At 51.2% G+C, this 21,770-nt stretch carries 19 protein-coding genes; 18 read left to right on the top strand and 1 reads right to left on the bottom strand.

Annotated elements, in window-relative coordinates; translation table 11 throughout:
• The first annotated feature begins 190 nt into the window (after positions 1 to 190).
• The 16 genes from DWZ56_RS17730 (at position 191) to DWZ56_RS17655 (ending at position 18,541) form a co-directional block, all read left to right on the top strand.
• Positions 191 to 553: a GntR family transcriptional regulator gene (locus tag DWZ56_RS17730; RefSeq protein ID WP_118557941.1), complete on the top strand. Its 363-nt coding sequence runs from the start codon at positions 191 to 193 to the stop codon at positions 551 to 553.
• Entirely contained in the window at positions 553 to 1,251 is a 699-nt protein-coding gene (locus DWZ56_RS17725) for an ATP-binding cassette domain-containing protein (protein WP_118557940.1), read from the top strand. The genes DWZ56_RS17730 and DWZ56_RS17725 overlap by 1 nt, the downstream gene beginning before the upstream one ends.
• On the top strand, positions 1,235 to 1,885 hold the full coding sequence (locus DWZ56_RS17720) for a hypothetical protein (protein ID WP_118557939.1): 651 nt from the start codon (positions 1,235 to 1,237) through the stop codon (positions 1,883 to 1,885). The genes DWZ56_RS17725 and DWZ56_RS17720 overlap by 17 nt, the downstream gene beginning before the upstream one ends.
• A 118-nt stretch (positions 1,886 to 2,003) precedes the next feature.
• Positions 2,004 to 3,692 carry an FAD-dependent oxidoreductase gene (locus DWZ56_RS17715; protein ID WP_118557938.1) on the top strand — a complete coding sequence of 563 codons (1,689 nt, stop codon included), beginning with the start codon at positions 2,004 to 2,006 and terminating at the stop codon, positions 3,690 to 3,692.
• Between the two features lie 70 nt (positions 3,693 to 3,762).
• Positions 3,763 to 4,941, top strand: coding sequence for an amidohydrolase (locus DWZ56_RS17710; protein WP_118557937.1), 1,179 nt, complete (start codon positions 3,763 to 3,765; stop codon positions 4,939 to 4,941).
• Between the two features lie 360 nt (positions 4,942 to 5,301).
• Positions 5,302 to 6,285, top strand: coding sequence for a lactonase family protein (locus DWZ56_RS17705; protein ID WP_118557936.1), 984 nt, complete (start codon positions 5,302 to 5,304; stop codon positions 6,283 to 6,285).
• Positions 6,286 to 6,398: 113 nt separating this feature from the next.
• Positions 6,399 to 8,816 carry a GNAT family N-acetyltransferase gene (locus DWZ56_RS17700; protein ID WP_118557935.1) on the top strand — a complete coding sequence of 806 codons (2,418 nt, stop codon included), beginning with the start codon at positions 6,399 to 6,401 and terminating at the stop codon, positions 8,814 to 8,816.
• Between the two features lie 121 nt (positions 8,817 to 8,937).
• Positions 8,938 to 10,107: an aminotransferase class I/II-fold pyridoxal phosphate-dependent enzyme gene (locus DWZ56_RS17695; protein ID WP_118557934.1), complete on the top strand. Its 1,170-nt coding sequence runs from the start codon at positions 8,938 to 8,940 to the stop codon at positions 10,105 to 10,107.
• The gene (locus DWZ56_RS17690; RefSeq protein WP_118557933.1) at positions 10,104 to 11,861 is read left to right on the top strand and encodes a B12-binding domain-containing radical SAM protein; all 1,758 of its coding nucleotides are present in this window, start codon (positions 10,104 to 10,106) and stop codon (positions 11,859 to 11,861) included. The genes DWZ56_RS17695 and DWZ56_RS17690 overlap by 4 nt, the downstream gene beginning before the upstream one ends.
• A 16-nt stretch (positions 11,862 to 11,877) precedes the next feature.
• Positions 11,878 to 12,504 (top strand): endonuclease III, encoded by a 627-nt coding sequence (gene nth, locus DWZ56_RS17685; RefSeq protein WP_118557932.1) that lies wholly within the window; start codon positions 11,878 to 11,880, stop codon positions 12,502 to 12,504.
• 327 nt (positions 12,505 to 12,831) lie between these two features.
• A complete protein-coding gene (locus DWZ56_RS17680; RefSeq protein WP_158584648.1) occupies positions 12,832 to 14,313 on the top strand; it encodes a VanW family protein in 1,482 nt (493 codons plus the stop codon).
• Positions 14,314 to 14,359: 46 nt separating this feature from the next.
• The gene (locus tag DWZ56_RS17675; RefSeq protein WP_118557930.1) at positions 14,360 to 15,055 is read left to right on the top strand and encodes an AIR synthase-related protein; all 696 of its coding nucleotides are present in this window, start codon (positions 14,360 to 14,362) and stop codon (positions 15,053 to 15,055) included.
• A 41-nt stretch (positions 15,056 to 15,096) separates the two neighbouring features.
• Positions 15,097 to 15,579 (top strand): Lrp/AsnC family transcriptional regulator, encoded by a 483-nt coding sequence (locus DWZ56_RS17670; RefSeq protein WP_118557929.1) that lies wholly within the window; start codon positions 15,097 to 15,099, stop codon positions 15,577 to 15,579.
• Positions 15,576 to 16,754 carry an aminotransferase class I/II-fold pyridoxal phosphate-dependent enzyme gene (locus DWZ56_RS17665; RefSeq protein ID WP_118557928.1) on the top strand — a complete coding sequence of 393 codons (1,179 nt, stop codon included), beginning with the start codon at positions 15,576 to 15,578 and terminating at the stop codon, positions 16,752 to 16,754. The genes DWZ56_RS17670 and DWZ56_RS17665 overlap by 4 nt, the downstream gene beginning before the upstream one ends.
• Complete coding sequence (locus DWZ56_RS17660) at positions 16,751 to 17,239, top strand: tRNA (cytidine(34)-2'-O)-methyltransferase (RefSeq protein ID WP_118557927.1); 489 nt, start codon at positions 16,751 to 16,753, stop codon at positions 17,237 to 17,239. The genes DWZ56_RS17665 and DWZ56_RS17660 overlap by 4 nt, the downstream gene beginning before the upstream one ends.
• A gap of 354 nt (positions 17,240 to 17,593) precedes the next feature.
• The gene (locus tag DWZ56_RS17655; RefSeq protein WP_118557926.1) at positions 17,594 to 18,541 is read left to right on the top strand and encodes a calcium/sodium antiporter; all 948 of its coding nucleotides are present in this window, start codon (positions 17,594 to 17,596) and stop codon (positions 18,539 to 18,541) included.
• 59 nt (positions 18,542 to 18,600) lie between these two features.
• Here DWZ56_RS17655 and DWZ56_RS17650 read toward each other — a convergent pair whose 3' ends face one another.
• Positions 18,601 to 19,128, bottom strand: a complete 528-nt coding sequence (locus DWZ56_RS17650) for a GNAT family N-acetyltransferase (RefSeq protein ID WP_118557925.1) — start codon at positions 19,126 to 19,128, stop codon at positions 18,601 to 18,603.
• Positions 19,129 to 19,860: 732 nt separating this feature from the next.
• On the opposite strand from DWZ56_RS17650, the gene DWZ56_RS17645 reads away from it, so the two are divergent.
• Together DWZ56_RS17645 and DWZ56_RS17640 are read left to right on the top strand one after the other, a co-directional pair.
• A complete protein-coding gene (locus tag DWZ56_RS17645; protein ID WP_118557924.1) occupies positions 19,861 to 20,904 on the top strand; it encodes a hypothetical protein in 1,044 nt (347 codons plus the stop codon).
• Positions 20,904 to 21,755 (top strand): TPM domain-containing protein, encoded by an 852-nt coding sequence (locus DWZ56_RS17640; protein WP_158584647.1) that lies wholly within the window; start codon positions 20,904 to 20,906, stop codon positions 21,753 to 21,755. The genes DWZ56_RS17645 and DWZ56_RS17640 overlap by 1 nt, the downstream gene beginning before the upstream one ends.
• Positions 21,756 to 21,770 lie beyond the last annotated feature (15 nt).

Here is a 21,770-nt window from a genome sequence, read left to right as displayed (position 1 = left end):
TCTAATGCTGCAAACTACGCAGCAAAAGAACCGGCGGGCTTCAAGGGATCCCAATGAGGACCATACTCTGGTCTGTCATACGCTGCTTGACCGGCAGCCGTGAATTGTAACTTGATTACTAAAGAGATTGACACAGCATATATTTACATATATACTGTTATACATAAGTAATACAGAATAGAGGTGAAAAATGGAATTTCAGACCGATACACCGATCTACCTGCAGATCGCGACGGATATCAAACAACAGATCCTAAAGGGGGCATTGTGCCCGGGAGATAAGCTGTTCTCCGTGAGGGAGTATTCCATCCTCTATGAGGTCTCGCCCCTGACGGTGCAGAGAGCGCTGCAGCAGCTGGAGCTTGAAGGCGTTATCTATGCCAGAAAAGGCGTGGGAAGCTTTGTGAACCATGGCATGCAGGAAAACCTGCGCCGGCAGATGGTAGCGGTTCAGGCCGCGGAATTTGTGGCGAGAATGAGAAACTGTGGGCTCACCAAAGCGCAGATACGAAAACTGGTGGAACAGTCGCTGAATGAGGAGGGAATGGAGTAATGGATGAATTGCTGCAGATGCGGGGAGTACGGAAGGGCTATGGCGGCGCTTATATTTTTCAAAATCTGGATCTGACCGTATCGAAAGGGCGCATTGTGGGCCTGATCGGTGACAACGGGACAGGAAAGACCACTCTGCTGCGCCTGATGGCCGGACTGATCCCCCCTGATGACGGGGAGGTGATCCGCCAGGAGAGCATCCTGGGAAAGAGCGGCATATCCTATCTGGCGGACAGCAGCTGGTTCTACGGCTGGATGAAGGTAAGAGATGCCGTTTCCTTTTACAGTAATTTTTATCAGGATTTTGACGTGAATAAGGCACGGCTGCTGCTGCAGGAGTCCTCGATTGAGCCTGGGAAAAAAATCAGGCACCTGTCCGCCGGCGAGGCGCAGCGGCTCTGCATGATTTTAGCAGTTTCCAGAAAAGCTGGTCTGTATCTGATGGATGAGCCGGCATCCGGCATGGACCCGGCTTTTAAAAAGAAGCTGAAACATTTTCTGCTTTCCTGCTTACCTGAGGGCGCAGCGGTCATCATGGCCACACACCTTTTGAAGGATCTGGAGACGCTGTTTGATGATGTGATCCTGCTTAAGGGAGGGGAAGCGCTCTGCCTCCGCACGGAGGAAATCCGCGAAAAATGCCACAAGTCCGTGGAAGAATATTATTTGGAGGTGCGAAACAATGCTGGCAATGCTTAAATGGGAGATCACGAAAACGGTACGCAGGCTCGGATGGATCTGTATCGGATACCTGCTGCTACTATGCCTGCTGTGGGTCCTGCCGGCCGGTGCCGGCAGAATCGGATGGATGCAGCCGCTGCTTCTGACATCCAGCACGTTTCTGGCGCTGGGAGCATTTGCTGGGATGCTTTACCCCACCTGGAATATGGTTTCCTATTTCAGCAAAGACAGCTATTTTATGGAAAGACTGACCGGGGTTCCTTATTGGAAGGTCATGCTGGCGAAATTGCCGGCAGGGGCCGGGGAGCTTCTGTTTATGATGGCGGCCGCCAGGGCCGGTGAAGCGCTGATGGCCAAATTCTGCGTGGCTTCTTCACACGGCTATTTTTCCATGAACCTGTCTGCGTCCGATCCGGTCTTCTTTCTGGAAGCCGCTGTATTTGTCCCGGTCATGTTCACATTCTTTTATCTTCTGTTCTCAGAGCGGATCAAAAGCTTTCGGATGTTCGCAGCGTTTCTGCCCACGGTGATACTGTTGACAGGGATCAACAAAAACGGTGATTTCGGCTGGAAATTTTATACTGGCGCTGCGGTGCTGCTGGCGCTGATGCTCTGGAGAGCCGGAGGAATTGCATCCAAACATTATGAGTAGTGACATTTCCGGCCTATTGTAACTTAGTCACGTATCTTTGCCCGCAGCTACGCTATAATTGAAAACATAAGCGAAGTGGTACAGCGAAATAAAAATAGCAAAGGAGAGGTGACCGGTTATGAAGATTTGTATTGTCGGAGGAGTGGCAGGAGGCGCCAGCGCGGCGACGCGGCTTCGCAGGCTGGATGAGGGAGCAAAGATCGTGCTGTTGGAAAAGGGGAAATTTATCTCCTATGCCAACTGCGGACTTCCCTATTATGTGGGAGGCGTGATCGAGAACAGGGATGAACTGCTGGTGACGGAGCTGGAGCTTTTAAGGGAACGGTTCCAGATCGATGTGCGCACCCAAAACAAGGTGCTTTCCATTGACCGGAATAAAAAGCGGCTGACAGTCAGAAACCGTGAGACCGGAGATTTATATGAGGAAAGCTATGATAAGCTGATCCTGTCGCCGGGAGCCGCTCCGAGGCGGCCGGACCTTACCGGGGCGGACCTGCCGGGGGTATTCACCCTGCGGGGCGTTCCTGATACACTGGCGATCGACAGTTATATAAGAGACAACGGCGTGACAGAAGCGCTGGTTGTGGGCGGCGGTTTTATCGGCATTGAGATGGCGGAAAATTTAAAGCGCCGGGGGCTTGCGGTGACGGTTGCGGAATTTGCGGATCAGGCGGCCGCCTCCCTGGACCGCGAGATGGCCAACCTCATACACCGCCATCTGGCGGAGCACGGCGTCAGTGTCCGGCTGAAAGCCGGTCTCGCGGCCATCAGCAGGGATGCCGACGGCGGGATGACGGCTGTGCTCACGGACGGGAACCGTGTGAGCGCGGGGCTGATCCTTTTGAGCATGGGAGTGAAGCCGGAGTCCGGTCTGGCCGAAGCGGCCGGACTAGAGCTGGATGTCGGAGGAAGCATCGCTGTCAACGAATATTATGAAACATCGGACCCAGATATCTATGCGGTGGGAGATGCGGTCAGTGTCCGCAGCCTGGTCAGCCATGAAAAATGCCTGATTCCCCTGGCCGGTCCCGCGAACCGTCAGGGGCGCATTGCGGCGGAGAATGTATTGGGAGCAAAAAAGACCATCGGGGCAGGCGTGCAGGGCAGTTCGGTGCTGAAAGTCTTTGATCTGACTGCGGCTTCCACTGGCCTGAATGAAAAGCAGCTGAAGGCGGCTGGCATCCCGTACCGTAAAACTTATGTGCATCCCATGTCCCATGCTTCCTATTATCCCGGCGCGTCCCAGATATCCATGAAGCTGCTGTTTGACGGGGATGGGAAGATACTGGGGGCACAGGCTGTGGGACAGGAAGGTGTGGATAAACGCATTGACGTGATTGCAGCGGTTATGCGGCTGTCCGGCACCGTTTACGATCTGGAGGAGATGGAACTGTGCTATGCGCCCCCTTATTCCTCTGCTAAGGACCCGGTCAATATGCTTGGATTTACGGCAGCCAACATCCTGAAAGGGGATATGCCGGTCTTTTACGCGGAGGAGATTGCGGGGCTTAATCCGGAAGAATCCGTATTTCTGGATGTCAGCACACCGCAGGAGGCGCGGGCCAATACCGTGCCCGGTTTTGTCAACCTGCCGCTGGATGAACTGCGCGGCCGGCTTTCGGAGCTGGACAGGAAGAAAACCGTCTATGTCACCTGCCGCGTGGGTTTAAGAGGATATATCGCGGCACGCATTCTTTTACAGAATGGGTTTTCGGTGCGAAATTTAAGCGGAGGATACCGCACCTACAGCCTGATGTCCGAGGATAAAACCGTATACGAGGGAAAAACACTACCCCTTTCACCGTAAATCTGGTAATATAGTAGCAAAACCCCGGCGCTGACCGGCGGCCGGAGGATGGGTAAAGGAGAGGACAGATATGTACTGTATAAAAAACGGGTTGATTCACGACGCTGTAAAAGAAGAGCCCTATGTGGCAGACATTCTAGTGGAGGAAGGAAAGATCAAAGCCATCGGATGCGGCCTTAGCATACCCGAGGATGCGAAGATCATTGACGTAGAGGGGCTGCAGGTGTATCCGGGGTTTGTGGAAGCGCACTGCCATCTGGGACTGGACGGATACGGTATCGGCTTTGAGGGTCAGGACTACAATGAGGCCAACGATATTGTGGCATCCCATCTGCGCGGCATCGACAGCTTAAATCCTATGGACCCGACCTTCCGTATGGCCGCGGAGGCAGGTGTGACCTGTGTGGCTACCGGCCCCGGCAGCGCCAATGTGCTGGGCGGCACCTTTGTGGCGGTCAAGACGGTGGGAAAACGCGTGGACGATATGGTTGTGAAGAATCCTGTGGCGATGAAATGCGCGTTCGGAGAGAATCCTAAGAGATGCTATAAGGATAAGAATAACTATGCCCGCATGTCCACAGCGGCCAAGCTTAGGGAAATGCTTTTTAAGGCCAAGGACTATCAGGCCAGGAAAGAAGCCGCAGGCGATGATGTGCTGAAGCGCCCTGCTTTCGATATGAAGATGGAGGCGCTGCTCCCTGTGCTGAACCGGGAGATCCCTTTAAAGGCACATGCTCACAGGGCGGATGATATCTTCACCGCTCTTAGGATCGCGCGCGAATTTGATCTGGATATCACCCTTGAGCACTGCACGGAAGGCCACCTGATCGTGGAGGAACTGAAGAAAGAACAGGTGCCGCTGGCGGTTGGCCCGTCTCTGGGACATGCCACGAAATTTGAGCTCCGCAATAAAACCTTTCAAACCCCCGGCATTCTGGCGAAGGCCGGCTGCCAGGTATCCATCATTACCGATTCACCTGTGATTCCCCAGCAGTATCTGCCGCTCTGCGCAGGACTGGCTGTGAAGTCCGGCATGGATCCTTTTGACGCCCTCCGGGCCATCACTATCAACCCGGCAAAGCATATCGGCATAGAGGACCGCGTGGGATCGCTGGAGGCTGGCAAGGATGCGGATCTTGTCATCACGGACGGATCGCCCTTTGAAGTTTCCACCAATGTGCTCTATACAATGATAGACGGGGAGCTGCTAAATAAAATAAGCGGGGAAACCCCATGCCTTAGCAGGTGAAGGGGAATGTCGGCTTAAGGACATATTGTAATAAAACGTGTCATTACACAAAGCGCCGGGTGCAGGAGAAACTGACCGCCCGGCGCGTGCATGGCGCGTTTTCTGACGTTTCAAGGTATTCTGTCGCGAAAGCGACCCGCCGCAGGCGGAGAATCCCGCGAGCGGGATTCTTATTTATTCAATAGGAAAATACGGCCTATTGAACAAAAATGCTCCGCAAGGATCGCACTGCGGCGGGAAGGTATTATGTCGCTAAAGCGACCCGCCGCAGGCGGAGAATCCCGCGAGCGGGATTCTTTTTCACAGACTTGGTAAGCGGCAGGGGGGAACTCCGTCCGCATAAAGAAAGGAACCGGCAAGATGGAAAAATTAAAAGTGCTAATGACTGGCAGCGGCGCGGACGGCGGGGAGGACATCGTCCTGTGTTCTGTAACCGAAGACGGGGAGATAGAAAAGCTGTCCGCCCTGCGTCAGGGGGATAACCCGACTTTTGCCTGTCGTGGAACGGACTGCATTTATACAGTCGCAGAGCAGGAGGATAAAGCTTGTATCCATTCAATTTTTACGGATGAACAGGGAAATTTAAGAAGCGGAAAAGTCATGGAGACGCCGGGAAGAGGGCTGTGTCATCTGACGTCTTCAGGACAGGCGGTATATGGAAGCTGCTATAACAGCGGTGACTTTTTTGCGGTGAGTCCGGATCTTGAGCGGCTCCTGTGGCACTGGCATCCGGACGGCGGGGACGGGGCCCATGCCCATTGGGTGTCGCTCATAGGCGGGACGGAAGGATGGGCCTTTATGGCGGACCTGGGAAACGATTCCGTATACCGCTGGAAGCTTCAGGAGGGACTGCCTATGAAACAGGAGGCGCCTCTTTCGTTTGCACCCGGCAGCGGGCCGAGGATGATCAGGCCTCTTGCGGATGGCCGGCTGCTCGTGCTGGATGAGCTGGACAGTTTCCTCTCTCTGTGGATAAAGGAAGGAGACCGGTGGGAATGTGTGGATAAAATCCGTTCATCGGCCGGTGCTGCTGAAAATTATCCATCGGCCGCGTGTATTATGGAAGACGGCACGGTTATGACCGCCAACCGGGGTCCGGACACGGTCAGCGCCTTTCGCCTGGAGAAGGGGTTTAGACGTGTCGGCGAGTGGAAAACGGGCTGCTGGCCCAGGCATCTAAAGGAACTGGCCGGCATGCCTGTACTGCTGGCAGCCTGCCAGAAGGAGAACGAGGTGCGCGGCTATCTGTGGGACGGCCGGAATTTAAAAGATGCGGGACGTCTGGATTTGGCCGGCGCTTCCTGTATTCTGCCTTTATATGTTGCGGATTCATATGGATTCTAACTTGCACAACTGGCCGTTTTCGCTTAAAATATACCTAAGTAATCGTATATATAGGCACACTGAAGTGTGCGTAGGTCATCAACCTACGGTTGGTGACATAGAAAGGCAGCAGTATGGAAGAAAACTTTAAGAGGGATTCCGGGGCGGAGACGGACGGCAGTCAAGTACATGAGCTGAAGGCTGAAATTGAAAGGCTGAACCGCAGCCTGAACCGCTTTCAGGTGATTTTGGATCAGAGCGAGGATATCCTGTTTGAATGGAATATCGTGGAAGACACCCTGCTATGTTCGGATAATTACAGGAAAAAGATGGGGTATATTCCTGCCGGCCAAAAAATTTTTGAACATATGAGAGATACCAGATATATCCTGGATGCCGACAGGACGGAGTTCCTCCGGATCATGCGTGAGATACTCGGGGGAAGGCCTTATACCGAGGCGGAATGCCGGATCGGAAAGGCGGACGGATCCTTTATCTGGTGCAGGATACGGGCGACCACCCAGTACGGGCAGGACGGCAAACCCATACGGGCCCTGGGCGTGATGCGCGATATCGATCGGGAGAAACGCAGATCCCAGAAGCTGATGGAAAAGGCGGATAAGGACGGTCTGACAAAGCTCTATAATAAAGCTGCGGTCGAGGCGATGGTCAGCGGGCTTTTAAAAGACGGTACCGCCACCGGCTGCAGCGCGCTTCTCATGATCGATGTGGATAATTTTAAACAGGTGAATGATACCAGGGGCCATCTGTTTGGAGATTCCTTTCTGATGGAGACGGCCAGGGAGATCCGGAAACTGTTTCGGGAGGACGATGTGGTCGGAAGGATCGGCGGGGATGAATTTCTGGTGTTCGTCAGAAATATTCCGGGCCCTCAAGTTGCAAAGAATAAGGCGCAGCAGATTACGGATGCCCTTCGGTCACTGGCTGCTTCCGGCGGTGTGGACAGTTTCGCCTCCTGCAGTGTGGGCATTGCGGTCTGCCCTCTGCATGGGCAGACCTTCCGTGAGCTTTACCGCAGCGCGGATTATGCGCTGTATGAGGCGAAACGCAGGGGGAAGGACCAGTACGTGCTCTGTGATAAGGAAATGTTAAGCTCACAGGCATTTCTCATGCCCCAGAAGGATTTGTCGGCGATCGGAGGCAAGATCGATTCTAATACGGGCGCCGTTTTGGGTCAGAATATGCTGGTGGAATTTATTTTCCGTTCGCTTTACCAGTCCACGGATGTGGAAGAAGCGGTGGACCGCGTGCTGGAGATCGTCGGGCGGCGTTTTGATGTGAGCCGCGTTTATATATTTGAGGATACGCCGGACGGTAATTACTGCAGCAATACGTTTGAATGGTGCAATAAAGGCATCGATTCCCAGATCGGTGTCCTGCAGCAGGTTTCCTACGAAAACGATATCGGCAGCGGCTATAAGGATAATTTTGACGAGAACGGCATATTCTACTGCCGGGACATCCGGGATCTGTCGCGCAGCCAGCATGAGATCCTGAAGCGCCAGGGCATCAAGTCAGTGCTTCAGTGCGCGATCCGGGATAACGGATATTTCCGGGGATTCGTCGGATTTGATGAATGCAGGACGAACCGCTTTTGGACTCAGGAACAGATCGATGCGCTGATGTTTATATCGGAGGTGGTGGGCACCTTTCTGTTAAAGGAACGTTCCCGAAAGAAGCTGGAACAGGCCAACCGGTCTATGAAGGAGATTTTGGACAATCAGAATTCGTATATCTATGTGGTGGATCCGGACAGCATGCGCCTTTTATTTGTAAATGAGAAGACAAGGCGCCTTGTGCCGGACGCAGAGCCCGGGCAGTGCTGCCACCGGGCGTTCTTTCACAGAGCGGACCGCTGTGCCCGCTGTCCGGCAAAAGATTTAAACGGAAAAAATAATCAGACACTCGAGATTTACAACCCGCTCCTGCGCGTATGGACGATGGCTGACGCCTGTATGATTTCCTGGGAGGGGAAGGAGGCACTGCTGCTGGCCTGCCACGATGTTACGATGTATAAACTGCCCTCTGATGAAAAAATGGAGCGGTCTGAAAAGCAGCCTCTGGTTCTAAGAGACTATGAAGCGGGGGATGAAGAAGAACTGTCTTCTCTGATATCGCGCAATCTCATGGAGGTAAACATCGCAGACTATCCGCAGGAGGAGATGGAGCGCATAGCGCGGCTTTACGGGCCGGAAAAGATCCGGGAATACGCGAAACAGCGCAGAATCCGGATCGCGCAGTACGGCGGCGTGTGCGCGGGAACACTCAGTATCGTAAGGCTTTTTGGGGAGGAGACGGTCTGGGAGATTCGGGCGGTATTTGTGGAGCCCAGTCTGCACCGCAGAGGGGTGGCCGCCGCATTGATGCTTGATGCCGAGCGGTATGCGGCAAGAAACGGAGGCGGCCGCATCCGGCTGTCATCTTCCGTGACCGCAGCGGGCTTTTATAAAAAGATGGGGTTTACCGCATCTGCGGGACAGGAAGGTCCCGGTGAGGACGGATGCATACAGATGGAGAAAGACCTTAAATGAGTTGGGGACAGCCATGTATTTTAGCGGGAGTGACAGCGTTATATCCCGTGCCGATACGGGGCTGTCCCTGAACTCTGCTGCGGGTCCTCAAATATCTATGTGACAGGAGGAACAGATTATAATGGAATTTGCAAAGAGAATGGATAAATTCGGCACGGGAATATTTTCCGTGCTGGCTGAACGCAAGAGCGAGAGACTAAGCCAGGGAAAGAGCGTGATTGATTTAAGCGTGGGAACGCCGAATATTCCGCCGGCCGATCATGTAATTGATGCGCTTTCAAATGCTGCGAGAGATAAAAGCAACTATGTGTATGCCTTAAGCGATCTGCCAAGGCTTAAGGAGGCGGTGGCGCAGTGGTATGATAGAAGATACGGAGTGGCTCTGGATCCGGAGAGCGAAGTGGTTTCTCTGCTGGGCTCACAGGAAGGGCTGGCCCACATCGCGCTGTCCATTGTAGATGAGGGGGATACTGTGCTGGTGCCGGATCCCTGTTATCCTGTGTTCGCGGACGGCCCGCTGCTGGCCGGCGCAGAGCTTTTTTATATGCCGTTAAAGGAAGAAAACGGATATCTGATCGATCTGGACGGGATACCGGAGGAAACGGCTAAAAAAGCGAAGCTGATAATTGTATCCTATCCCAACAACCCCACTACCGCCATGGCGCCGGACTGGTTCTATGAAAAACTGATCGCGTTTGCGAAAAAATACGATATTATAGTGCTCCATGATAACGCCTACAGCGAGCTGGTATTTGACGGCGTGCAGTGCGGCAGCTTCCTTCGTTTCCCACAGGCCAAAGCGGTGGGGGTGGAATTTAATTCCCTATCCAAAACCTACGGCCTGGCCGGTGCCAGGATCGGATTCTGTGTGGGAAACAGCCGGGTGGTTAAGAATCTGTCTACCCTGAAATCCAATATGGATTATGGGATGTTTCTGCCGGTGCAGGAGGCCGCTATTGCGGCTATAACCGGGGATCAGTCCTGTGTGGCGGCTACCAGGGCCGCCTATGAGCACCGCAGGGACGTGCTCTGCGGCGGCTTAAATTCCATCGGCTGGAAGATGGAGCCGAGCCGGGCCACCATGTTTGTATGGGCGAAGCTCCCGGCGGGCTATACGGACAGCGAGAAATTTGCCATGGAACTGCTGGAGAAAACCGGAGTTATGGTGACGCCGGGCAGCGCATTCGGTCCGTCCGGAGAAGGGCACGTGCGCATGGCGCTGGTGCAGGACGAGGAAGTGATTAGGGAAGCGCTGCAGTCCATTAAAGAAAGCGGAATACTGAACCTATGAAGATACTTCTTGTGGCGGTGAACGCCAAATACATCCATACAAACCCTGCTCTCTACAGCCTTAAGGAGTATGCTCTGTCCCATGCGGATGAGCGGGAGAGATACGGTGAGCAGATCGAGCTTGCGGAATACACGGTCAACCATCTGCCGGATCAGGTCCTTAGAGACATTTTTGAGAGAAATCCGGACGTGATCTGTATATCCTGTTATATCTGGAACATTGTTTATGTCAGAGCTCTTGTGTCCAGCCTTTGCAGGATACTGCCGGAAGCCGAAATCTGGCTGGGGGGGCCGGAGGTATCCTTTGAGAGCCGCGCCTGCCTTATGTCCATGCCGGGAATCCGCGGAATTATGGCCGGAGAGGGGGAGCGGACCTTCAGCCGGCTGGCTTCCCATTATATAGAAGGAAAGCCGGCGTTTCATGAGATCGGAGGAATCATCTGGCGTGAGGGGGACTCGGTGACGGAGGGAGAGCCCGCCCCGGTCATGGATTTAGACAGGCTGCCCTTTCTCTATGAGCACGGTTGTCCGGACAATAAGATACTTTACTACGAAAGCAGCAGAGGCTGCCCGTTCCGGTGCAGCTATTGCCTTTCTTCCGTGGACAAACATTTAAGATTCAGGGATCTGGCTCTGGTGAAAAAAGAACTGCAGTACTTTTTGGACAGGAAGGTGCCGCAGGTGAAATTTGTGGACCGCACCTTCAACTGCCGCAGGGAGCATGCGCTGTGCATCTGGCGGTACATAAAGGAACACGACAACGGGATCACCAATTTCCATTTCGAGATCGCGGCGGATCTGATGGACGAAGAGGAGCTTGCGCTGCTTAAAGAAATGCGCCCGGGACAGATACAGCTGGAGATCGGTGTGCAGTCCACCAATCCGGACACCATACGTGAAATACGGCGCAGCATGGATTTAGACCGCGTTCGTGAGGTGGTGGAAAGAATCAATTCCTTTGGCAATATCCATCAACATCTGGATTTGATTGCAGGGCTGCCCTGGGAGAATCTGGAGAGTTTTAAAAGGTCCTTCAACGAAGTGTACAGTATGAGGCCTGAACAGCTGCAGCTCGGTTTTCTGAAGGTGTTGAAGGGCTCCTACATGTATGAAAAAGTCTCTGATTATGGAATATCATACCAGGAATATCCGCCCTACGAAGTACTTTCCACAAAATGGCTGCCCTACAAAGACATTATCAGGCTGAAAAGCATTGAAGATATGACAGAAGTATATTATAATAGTGGACAATTCAAACATATGCTGCGGTATCTGGAGGGGTATTATCCCTCACCGTATGAAATGTATGATGAATTGGCGGAGTTTTACCGGCGGGAAGGGCTGCTTTTTCTTGCTCTCAACCGAATGGATCGTTACCGGCTGCTCTTCCGCTTTCTGGAAGAAACAAAAGAAGCGGATCTTTCGGTAGGCCGGCAGCTTCTGACCTATGACCTTTATCTTAGGGAAAATGTGAGGAACCGTCCCGATTTTGCGGCGGATGAAAGTCAGTACCGGAAGGAAATCGGAGATTTTTTTGCCGGAGAGAGTAAAAACCACACCTGGCTTCCTGGCTTGAGGGAGTTGAATTACCGCCAGCTGTTACATACTGCCCATATGGAAATACTGGATTTTAATCTGCAAAAGTTTCTGGAAAAGGGCGAGCTTTGCCGGGAGAAATGCCGCGTCCTGTTTGATTACAGCCGCCGAAGCCCGCTGGACGGCAATGCTGCGGTCTGTCAGATCTTAGACAAATGAAAAAAGGGAGGCGCTTATGAACAACCGTGTGCAGGCGATTCTGGATCTGCTGGACGAGCACTATACCAGGGAATATAAATGTTATCTTAACTATGAGACGCCGTGGCAGCTTCTTATGGCAGTGATCATGAGTGCGCAGTGCACGGATGCCCGTGTCAATATCGTCACAGCCACACTGTTTAAAAAATATGATACGCTGGAAAAGCTGGCTGCGGCCGATCTTGCACAGCTGGAGGAAGAAATCCACTCCACCGGATTTTACCATACTAAGGCAAAGAATATGATAAGCTGTGCCAAAACATTGGTGGAGAAATACGGCGGAGAGGTCCCAAAGGATATGGATGCGCTGCTGTCTCTGGCCGGTGTGGGCAGAAAGACGGCCAATGTGATCCGCGGGAATATCTATCATGAGCCGAGCATTGTGGTGGACACCCATGTGAAGCGTATTTCCAGAAAGCTGGGATTAACGGAGGAAGAGGATCCGGAAAAGATCGAATATGAGCTGATGAAGGTCCTCCCGAAGGACCACTGGATTCTGTATAACATTCAGATAATCACTCTCGGCAGGACAATCTGCACGGCCAGAAAGCCTGCCTGCGGTGAATGCTTTTTGAGAGAACTGTGTCCGTCGTCAGTGCGCTGACGCGGACGGCAGGCTGTATAAGGCCTTGCGGAAGGGAGAGAAAATATGTATCGCAAAAAGAGTCAGAGAATTATAGTGGCAGTGATTGTTGTAATTCTGGTTTTGGCCATGCTGGTTCCGCCGATTCTGGGACTTCTTATGTAGTATTTACAATTTGTTGCAATAGTGTTACATTTTTGGTTTTCTATTGAAAAAGAGAAGTGTTATGCTAAAATGGTAATAACCTGCCGCGCAGGCAGCGGATTACCCCTGTGTGGCCGCAGAAGTACATTGGCAGATAAAGGGAGAGTTACTGGTAGTCAGATGTTAGTATTAAGGAGAGACAGGATGAAAATAAAAAATATTCTTGCAGCCCTGTTCCTTGCTGCAGGGCTTTTATGGATTGGATCCGGCAGCACGGTGAAGGCAGCCGGCAGCGGGGATTTGGATGACCCAAGGATAACAGACGGTGTTTTTATTGAAGAGATCGATGTGAGCGGCATGACTGCAGGGGAAGCGCAGGCTGCGGTGGAAAGCTATGTGGATCAGCTTAAGGAACGCACGATTACCGTGCATGTAAACGATAATTCAGTGGATACCACTATCGGCGCGCTTGGGCTTTCCTGGACCAATACCGGTATAACGGAGGAAGCGGCCTGGATTGGCAAGCAGGGAACGGTGATAGACCGGTATAAGGACCTGCAGCAGCTTCAGAGCCATGGCAGCAGATACGATTTGGAGTTTGCGATCGATGATGCCGCAGTAACATCATTTGTGCAGAATGAGATCAGCAGTTTTAACATAGATCCGAAGGAGCCGTCCCTTAAAAGAGAAGACGGCAAGTTTATCGTGACCGAGAGCGTTACCGGCATAGCCGTAAACGAGACCGAGACGGAGAACTCAATTAAGTCAGCCATTCTTGAAAAGTGGCAGGGCTACAATATCGAGCTGGAAGCCACCGCCGAGATCACACAGCCCACGCATAGCTCTGATGAGCTCTATGCGGTGCAGGATGTGCTGGGAACAGCCACCACAGATTATAATTCCGGCAATGTGGGAAGGACAAAGAGCCTGGAACTGTCCACGACACGGTTGAATGGCGTGCTGCTTTATCCTGGCGAGGAGATGTCAGCATCGACGCTTATGGGGGAGAGAAGCATTGAGGGCGGCTATTCTACGGCAGAAGGTTATATCGGAACCCGAACGGAGGAAATGATCGGAGCGGGTATTTGCCAGACAGCTACAACACTTTATGATGCCGCGTTGTATGCAGAGGTAACTGTCACGGAGCGGCGCAATCACAGCAAGACGGTGAGCTATGTGCCCTATGCGTTTGATGCAACCATATATGCAGGGGCGGATTACCGTAACCCACAGCAGGATCTGAAGCTTCGCAATGATTTTGACTATCCGATCTATATTGAAGCGTCTGCGCGGAAGGGCAAATGCACGTTCACTATATACGGAAAAGAAACAAGAGCCTCTAATCGTAAGGTTGAGTATATATCTACAACTCTGGAGGAAATTTGGCCTACCGAGGATATGACACAATATGTGGAAGATCCGAATCTGCCTGCCGGGACGCAGGAAAAAACACAGGGTTCCTATCCAAAGGTAACTGCTACCCTGACTAAAGTTGTAACGGTGGATGGAAAAGAAATCGAACGTACAGTGTTGCATACGGATAAATATAAGATGGCACCTCCGGAATATCATGTGGGCACAGGTGCTGCATTGCCTGCGGACGGGCAGCCTACTGATCAGCCGCCGGCCGAACAGCCTCCGGTAGAACAGCCTCCGGCCGAACAGCAGCCCGTGGATCATCCCTGATGTCCCCGCTCTAAGGTTCCTATGCTGGCAATATGGAGGACACCATATGGAAAATGGTTTGAATAGAATAGAAAATATCCTGCCTGGAGGGGAGATCTCCCTTCCAGGCCTGAATACAGAATTTGACTTCTCCGGCTTGATGGAAAAAGCGGGAGAAGTTTTTGTTGTCCGAAAGGCGGTGCCCGGCCAGGACATCGTGCTCACGAATCCGGTCGGACTGGGCGGAACAGTGCTGCTTGCCGGGCTTTATAAAGAAAAGCTCTGCAGCTCTCTCGCAGAGAGCTTTGTGGAGGAAGCCGGAGAACTGCTAAAGTATCTGAAACTGGCTCCGGAGGCCGCAGTCGCCGGTCGGCATGGTGAAACAGCCATGCTAGCCGTGTCAAGAGGCGGTTTATTTGCGGCTCTCTGGATATTCGGGGAAGCTCTTAACACCGGCCTTGAGGTCCAGCTTAAGGAGATTCCCATAAAGCAGCAGACCATTGAGTTCTGCGAGGTGTTTGAATTAAATCCTTACCAGCTCCTTTGCGGCGGCTGCAGCCTGCTTGCCGTAGATAACGGCAGCGATGCGGTGCGGCTTCTAAAGGAGGAAGGGTGTGCTGCCGCTGTGATCGGGAAGATTACAAAAGGCCGTGACCGCGTAATTATTGGGAAGGAAGGGCGCCGGTACCTTACAAGACCGCAGCCTGACGAACTGTGTAAAATTGTCCGCATACCCGGCTGGCCGGAGATAAGCGGGCGATGAGTAACCTCATGAACAATGAAGAAAGGGTTATGGTATAAATTATGAGAGAGAAAATATTAGCGGTTATTGAGAAGAACAGCAGGATTGATCTCCATGATCTGGCCGTGCTGCTGGGCGAGAGCGAAGCAGCGGTTGCTAATGAGATCGCGGATATGGAGAAAGAAAATATAATCTGCGGTTATCATACTTTGATTAACTGGGATAATACAAGCGATGAAAAGGTGGTGGCCTTAATCGAAGTCAGAGTTACGCCTCAGCGAGGCATGGGATTTGATAAGATTGCCGAGCGCATCTACCAGTACAGCGAGGTTCAGGCGGTTTACCTGATGTCCGGCGCCTATGATTTCATGGTGATGCTGGAGGAAAAGACCATGCGTGCCGTAGCGCAGTTTGTTTCTGATAAGCTGTCTCCCATGGACTCGGTATTAAGCACCGCCACCCATTTTGTGCTAAAAAAATATAAAGATCACGGGACCGTGCTGTCGCAGAAAATTCAGGATGAAAGGATGTTGGTGACACCGTGAGAAATCCATTAGCAGACAAAGCGGTTGCGATAAAACCATCCGGAATCCGCAAATTTTTCGATATTGTCAGCGAAATGCCTGACGCGATTTCCCTGGGTGTGGGGGAACCGGATTTTGAAACTCCGTGGCATATCCGGGAGGAGGGAATCTATTCTCTGGAACGGGGACGTACTTTCTATACCTCAAATTCTGGATTAAAGGAGTTAAAGCAGGAAATCTGCAGTTACATAGACAGGCGTTTTCGCGTGCCGTACCGCTATCAGGATGAAGTGATCGTTACGGTAGGCGGCAGTGAGGCCATCGATATCGCCATGCGCGCCATGCTCAATCCCGGCGAGGAAGTGATTATACCACAGCCAAGCTATGTTTCCTATGAACCCTGCGCGATCTTGGCGGACGGGGTGCCGGTGATTGTGGAGCTTAAGGAGGAAAACGAATTCCGCCTGACCAAAGAACAGCTTTTAGCGGCGATTACACCGAAGACCAAGCTGCTGATCCTGCCCTATCCCAATAATCCCACCGGCGCGATAATGGAGAAAAAGGATCTGGAGGAAATCGCTTCCGTGATCATTGAGCATGATATATTTGTGCTCTCCGATGAGATCTATTCCGAATTGAGTTATAACGGCGGCCATGTTACGATAGCATCCCTGCCAGGGATGCGGGAGAGGACCATATTGATCAACGGCTTTTCCAAATCCTACGCCATGACGGGCTGGCGTCTCGGCTATGCCTGCGGTCCAGCCGAAATCATCAGCCAGATGGTGAAGATCCATCAGTTTGCCATCATGTGTGCTCCGACGACCAGCCAGTATGCTGCGGTGGAGGCCTTAAGAAATGGCGACGCCGATGTGGCCGTGATGCGTGAATCCTACAACCAGCGGCGCCGTTTTCTGGTGCATCGCCTGCGGGAAATGGGGCTGACCTGCTTTGAACCCTATGGTGCCTTTTACGTCTTTCCCAGCATACAAAAATTCGGAATGAGCTCAGATGATTTCGCGACCACGCTGTTGCAGGAAGAAAAGGTGGCTGTGGTGCCGGGAACCGCATTCGGTGACTGCGGGGAAGGGTTCCTTAGAATTTCCTATGCCTACTCACTGGAAAGCCTGAAGAAAGCGCTGGACCGTGTGGAGCATTTCATACAGCGTTTGGATAAAGGAGGCGCCAATTCATGAACGTAGTGCTGCTGGAACCGGAGATGCCGGCCAATACCGGCAATATCGGACGCACCTGTGTCGCTACGGGTACCAGGCTCCATCTGATTGAACCTCTGGGATTCCGGCTGAATGAGAAGGCCATAAAGAGGGCGGGGCTGGATTACTGGCAGGATTTAGACGTCACTGTCTATGACAATTACGCGGATTTTCTGGAGCGTAACCCGGGTGCAAAAATCTATATGGCCACCACCAAGGCCCATAAGGTATATACGGAGGTAGCCTATGAACCGGACTGCTATCTGATGTTCGGCAAAGAGAGCGCCGGCATTCCGGAAGAAATCCTGCTTAAGCATCCGGATACTTCAGTGAGAATTCCGATGAACAGCGAAATCCGTTCCCTGAACCTTTCTAACTCCGTCGCCATTGTGCTTTATGAAGCGCTGCGGCAGAATCAGTTCGCCGGGATGCAGATGCAGGGGGAACTGCACAGGCTGCACTGGTAGAGCGGATTTTGTATATAACTGTTTTTGATTGGGGCTGCCACAACAGCCCCTTTTGTTAGTATTCACGGCTGCCGATAAAGCAGCCGTGAATACTAACACGTTCTTTTATGTGTAAGAAAATAATCCCCTTGACAAGAGTTGATTTTACGGTTTATACTAATCAAATCGGTATATAAAAGGGAGTAGCTTGCATCCTCTGGATGCCTTATCGTTCGTCATCACGATTGAAAAATCCGGGCGATATCAAGAGCCGTTACATATCAGGCACCTGAAGCGAGACTTTTATTGCATTTTTGGTGCAATAAAGTCTTTTTTTATTGCCCGAATATACATAAATCAGGGAGGATGACAGTTATGATGTATTTATTGCTGCTTATTGGATTTGTTCTGCTGGTAAAGGGAGCGGACGTTTTTGTGGAGGGAAGCTCCTCCATAGCGAAATTGTTAAAGGTGCCCACCATTGTGATCGGCCTGACCATTGTGGCCTTCGGCACCAGCGCCCCGGAGGCGGCCGTCAGCATTACGGCAAGCATACATGGAAGCAATGAGATTGCCATAGGTAATGTCATCGGCTCCAATATGTTCAACCTGCTGGTGGTAATCGGTATTTGCGCGGTGATCGCTCCAATCCGGGTGGATAAAGGGATATTAAAGAAGGAGATGCCTTTTTCCATCATACTTACGCTGGTGCTCTTTCTTCTGGCGGGAGGTATGTTCCTAAAACGCGATACCGGTTTCGTCATCGGACGGCTGGATGGGATGATCCTGCTGGTGCTGTTTATCGCCTATGTGGTGTACATGGTCATCAGCGCCATGAAAAATCCCAGACAGATATCGGAAGATGAGGAAAAACCGCTGTCGCCCCTGCGCAGCATTATCTATGTGGTCGGCGGTGTGATCGCTGTAATCGCGGGCGGCCAGCTTGTTGTGGACAATGCCACCCTGATTGCAAAGGCATTCGGGCTTAGTGAAACCTTTATCGGGCTTACGATTGTAGCTATGGGCACATCCCTGCCGGAACTGGTGACTTCTGTTGTGGCGGCGCGCAAAGGGGAGAATGATCTGGCCATAGGAAATGTGGTAGGCTCCAATATCTTTAATATATTGCTGATTATCGGCGCTGCAGCTACGATCACGCCGATTCCGGTGCTGGGGCAGTCCATGTACGATATGCTGATCCTTGCGGTGGCCAGTGTGATTACGCTGTTCTTCTGCAGGGCCAGGTATACGGTGAACCGCGTGGAAGGCGGCGCGATGCTCGCCCTGTATGCCGGCTATATGGTCTATATAGCGATCAGATAACTCTGTTACTATCATAATGAAAAATGCCCGTCCATTTACGCAATGGACGGGTTATTTTTTCATTTTTTTCTGATGTAGATGTTGCTCATTCCTTCGCATTCATCGTACAAATCCTGATACATTTTAGTTTCAACCAGAACAAAATCTGCCTGTTCCAGTGTTTTGCAGGACGCGATGTTATGAACGTTCGCTGTAGCAACAAGTTTTGCGATATCATAGGTGGTGCATAAATAGTTAACAAAAGACAGCAATGCTTCGGCTGCATAGCCGTTTCCTCTGTATTTTGCCCCTATAAAATAGGTAACTCCCACTTCATCAAAGTCCTCATAAAATGAACTTCCCACGGAACCGACGACGGCATGGCTGACTTTTTCCTCTATGGCAAAAGCCAAATATTCATTTCGGGGATTATTGAGAGCCTCTAACTCCATGGCTTCGCTTATAAACCTACCCATCCATTTGTGGCATTCACCGCAGTCTCCGTAAATTTCTGTTAAGCTTCCGTCAGATGCCATCTCTATAAATGGCAGTTCATCAGACTGCTGTAAACTTCGGACAATCAGCCGTTCTGTTTCCAAATACATCATTTAATCCCCTTTTTTATAGAAAATTGTTAGTCATGCGGTTGTTACCTTTTTTGTTCATACTATTTCATAATATCATAGCATGACTGTTTTGTGTTCTTAACTAAAATTATTAAATGATATTGTGTTCGGGGTATAAACATATGTTTTTAAACGGCAAAAGAACTGCCTTGGCGAGCAGTTCTTTTTATATATAACTATGAAAAAGGGAGGAGAGCTGATACTGGTTATCAGCTCGTATTATGAAAAAATTTTTTAGTAGTATGCTGGCTTTTTATTTAATTGGTATTTCTTTGCTTCATCTTATGGTTTTATTATATTCAGGAATAATGAAGAAAACATGTTAATTGTGTAAAAGGTTTTTGAATGGTTTTTGAACAAAATATGAACATCAAAAAAGCAGTTATGTTAATTTTCACAGTTACCGTAAACCTCCCGCCATGTGCTGCTTGATCGGTAGCCGTGTACAGTAACCTGCTGTCCGTAGGGTTTGCGGACTTCATATGTTTTTCTGGACATGGATTCTGCTGGCATGGTATAATGTCGAAAGACATTATACCCGCGCTGATTTCCGTCTGCGAAGCAGACAGTTTCCAAAGGAAATCATGCGCATCCCCCCGGAGGGGCCATGTCAGCTGGCTGGCATGATATAATGTCGAAAGACATTATAAATCTAGAATAGAAACAGCATTTGAAACATAAATGTAAATACAGAAGACGGAGGTGTAAGGAGCTATGGCGGTAACCTATAAATGCCCAAAATGCGGTTCTTCCATGGAGTATAACGGGGAGCTGGGGAAAATGGCCTGTGATCACTGCGGCAACACCATGACTGTGGAGGAGCTGGAGCAAGCAAACGGCGTACAGGAAGAGTTTATAAAGGATCATGAGGAACGTACATATAAAACTGCGGATTTTAAAGAGTATCACTGTCCAAACTGCGGCGCCGAGCTTCTCACCGATGAACATACATCGGCGACTATCTGCAGTTTCTGCGGGAGTCCAGGTCTTTTGGAGGACCGGCTGACAGGGGCTGTGGAGCCCACGCAGGTCATTCCTTTCCGCATCACCAGAGAACAGGCGGTGGCAAGATTCCGTAAATGGACAAAGAACGGCATGCTTACACCGAGGGATTTCACATCCACAAACACAATAGAAAAGATTACAGGAATGTATGTTCCGTTCTGGCTTTACGATTACGATACGGATGTTCGGATGACTGCGCACTGCACCAGAGTACGGGTGAGCCGGAAAGGGGATATGGAATATACCTATACGGATCATTATGAGGTTTACAGGGATGTGAGCTGCCAATATGAAAAGATTCCGGCTGATGCATCGGAAAAGATGGAAGACGGGCTGATGGATTCCCTGGAACCCTATCAGTATCAGGAACTGAAGGAGTTTGAGATGCCGTACCTGTCCGGATATCTTTCAGAGAAATACAGCTATACGGCAGAGCAGCTTCAGGAACGCGCCAGATCCAGGGCCAGAAATTATGCGTTCTCGGAAGCCAGGGGCACGATTGCAGGATATTCCACTGTTAATGTGGTGGACCGTTGGATCGGAATCAAGGAAAAGGGAGAGGAATACGTGCTGCTGCCTGTGTGGATGTTAAACTACCGTTACAAGGGCAGGAACTATCAGTTTACGCTGAATGGGCAGACCGGCAAGATCATCGGAAAGCTTCCGGTCAGCGGCGGTAAAGCTGCCGCATGGTTTGGCACAATTCTGGCGGTAGTATTTGTCGCCGCTTCACTGATAGGAGGTCTGCTGTGATGAAACGTAAAATAAGCATGCTGCTTCTTCTTGTGTCGGCTGTTATAATGGTCTGCGGATTCAGGAGAAATGAAGATAAGGTATATGACTACGCGGGGCTGTTTACAGAAGACGAGAAGACCTCTCTGCAGGAGGACTGTGTAGAGCTGGCGGATCAGTTAGAGCTGGATGTGATCGTACTTACCATTGATGATGCAGGGGGAAAATCGTCCGAGACCTATGCCAATGACTTTTACGACAGCCGCAATTTTGGGTATGAGGGAAACCGGGGGTCGGGCATCCTGCTGCTGTATGATATGGATAACCGTATGGTTTATCTCGATACGGCCGGTGACGCGCAGAAACTGATCACGGACGATGAGGTGGAAGAAATTCTTGACGAGGTTATGAAATATTTCCCGGGTGATCCTTATAAGAGCACTCAGGCCTTTTTTGAGGCGGCACAAGAGCGCGCTGTTAATTCATGGGTTGCCAATAATATAGAAGGCTATTATAATGAGGAGAAGGGAATGTACATCACCGAAGACAGTTCCCGACGGGGCAGCTACTGGCAGCGGATTACCCGGCCTGCCGCCCTTTTAAGAAGCTTTCTGATCGCGGCAGCGGCTGCGGGTGTCACAGTGCTGTGCATGCTCTTATCCTGCAGGACCGGACATACCGGCGGTGTAAATGCCTACCAGAAGGGGCCTGCCAAAGTCAATGCCAGAACTGACCGGTTCGTCCATACAACAGTTACCAAGCGCAGAATCGAAACAAACAGCGGCAGCGGAGGGGGAGGCGGCGGTGGACATTCCTCAACGCATACCAGCAGCAGCGGCAGCTCGCATGGCGGCGGAGGAAGAAGCTTCTGACAAAATACAGAAAAA

This window comes from Lachnotalea sp. AF33-28 (assembly GCF_003477885.1).
Classification (GTDB): domain Bacteria; phylum Bacillota; class Clostridia; order Lachnospirales; family Lachnospiraceae; genus AF33-28.
This window is presented reverse-complemented; position numbering and strand designations above follow the sequence as displayed.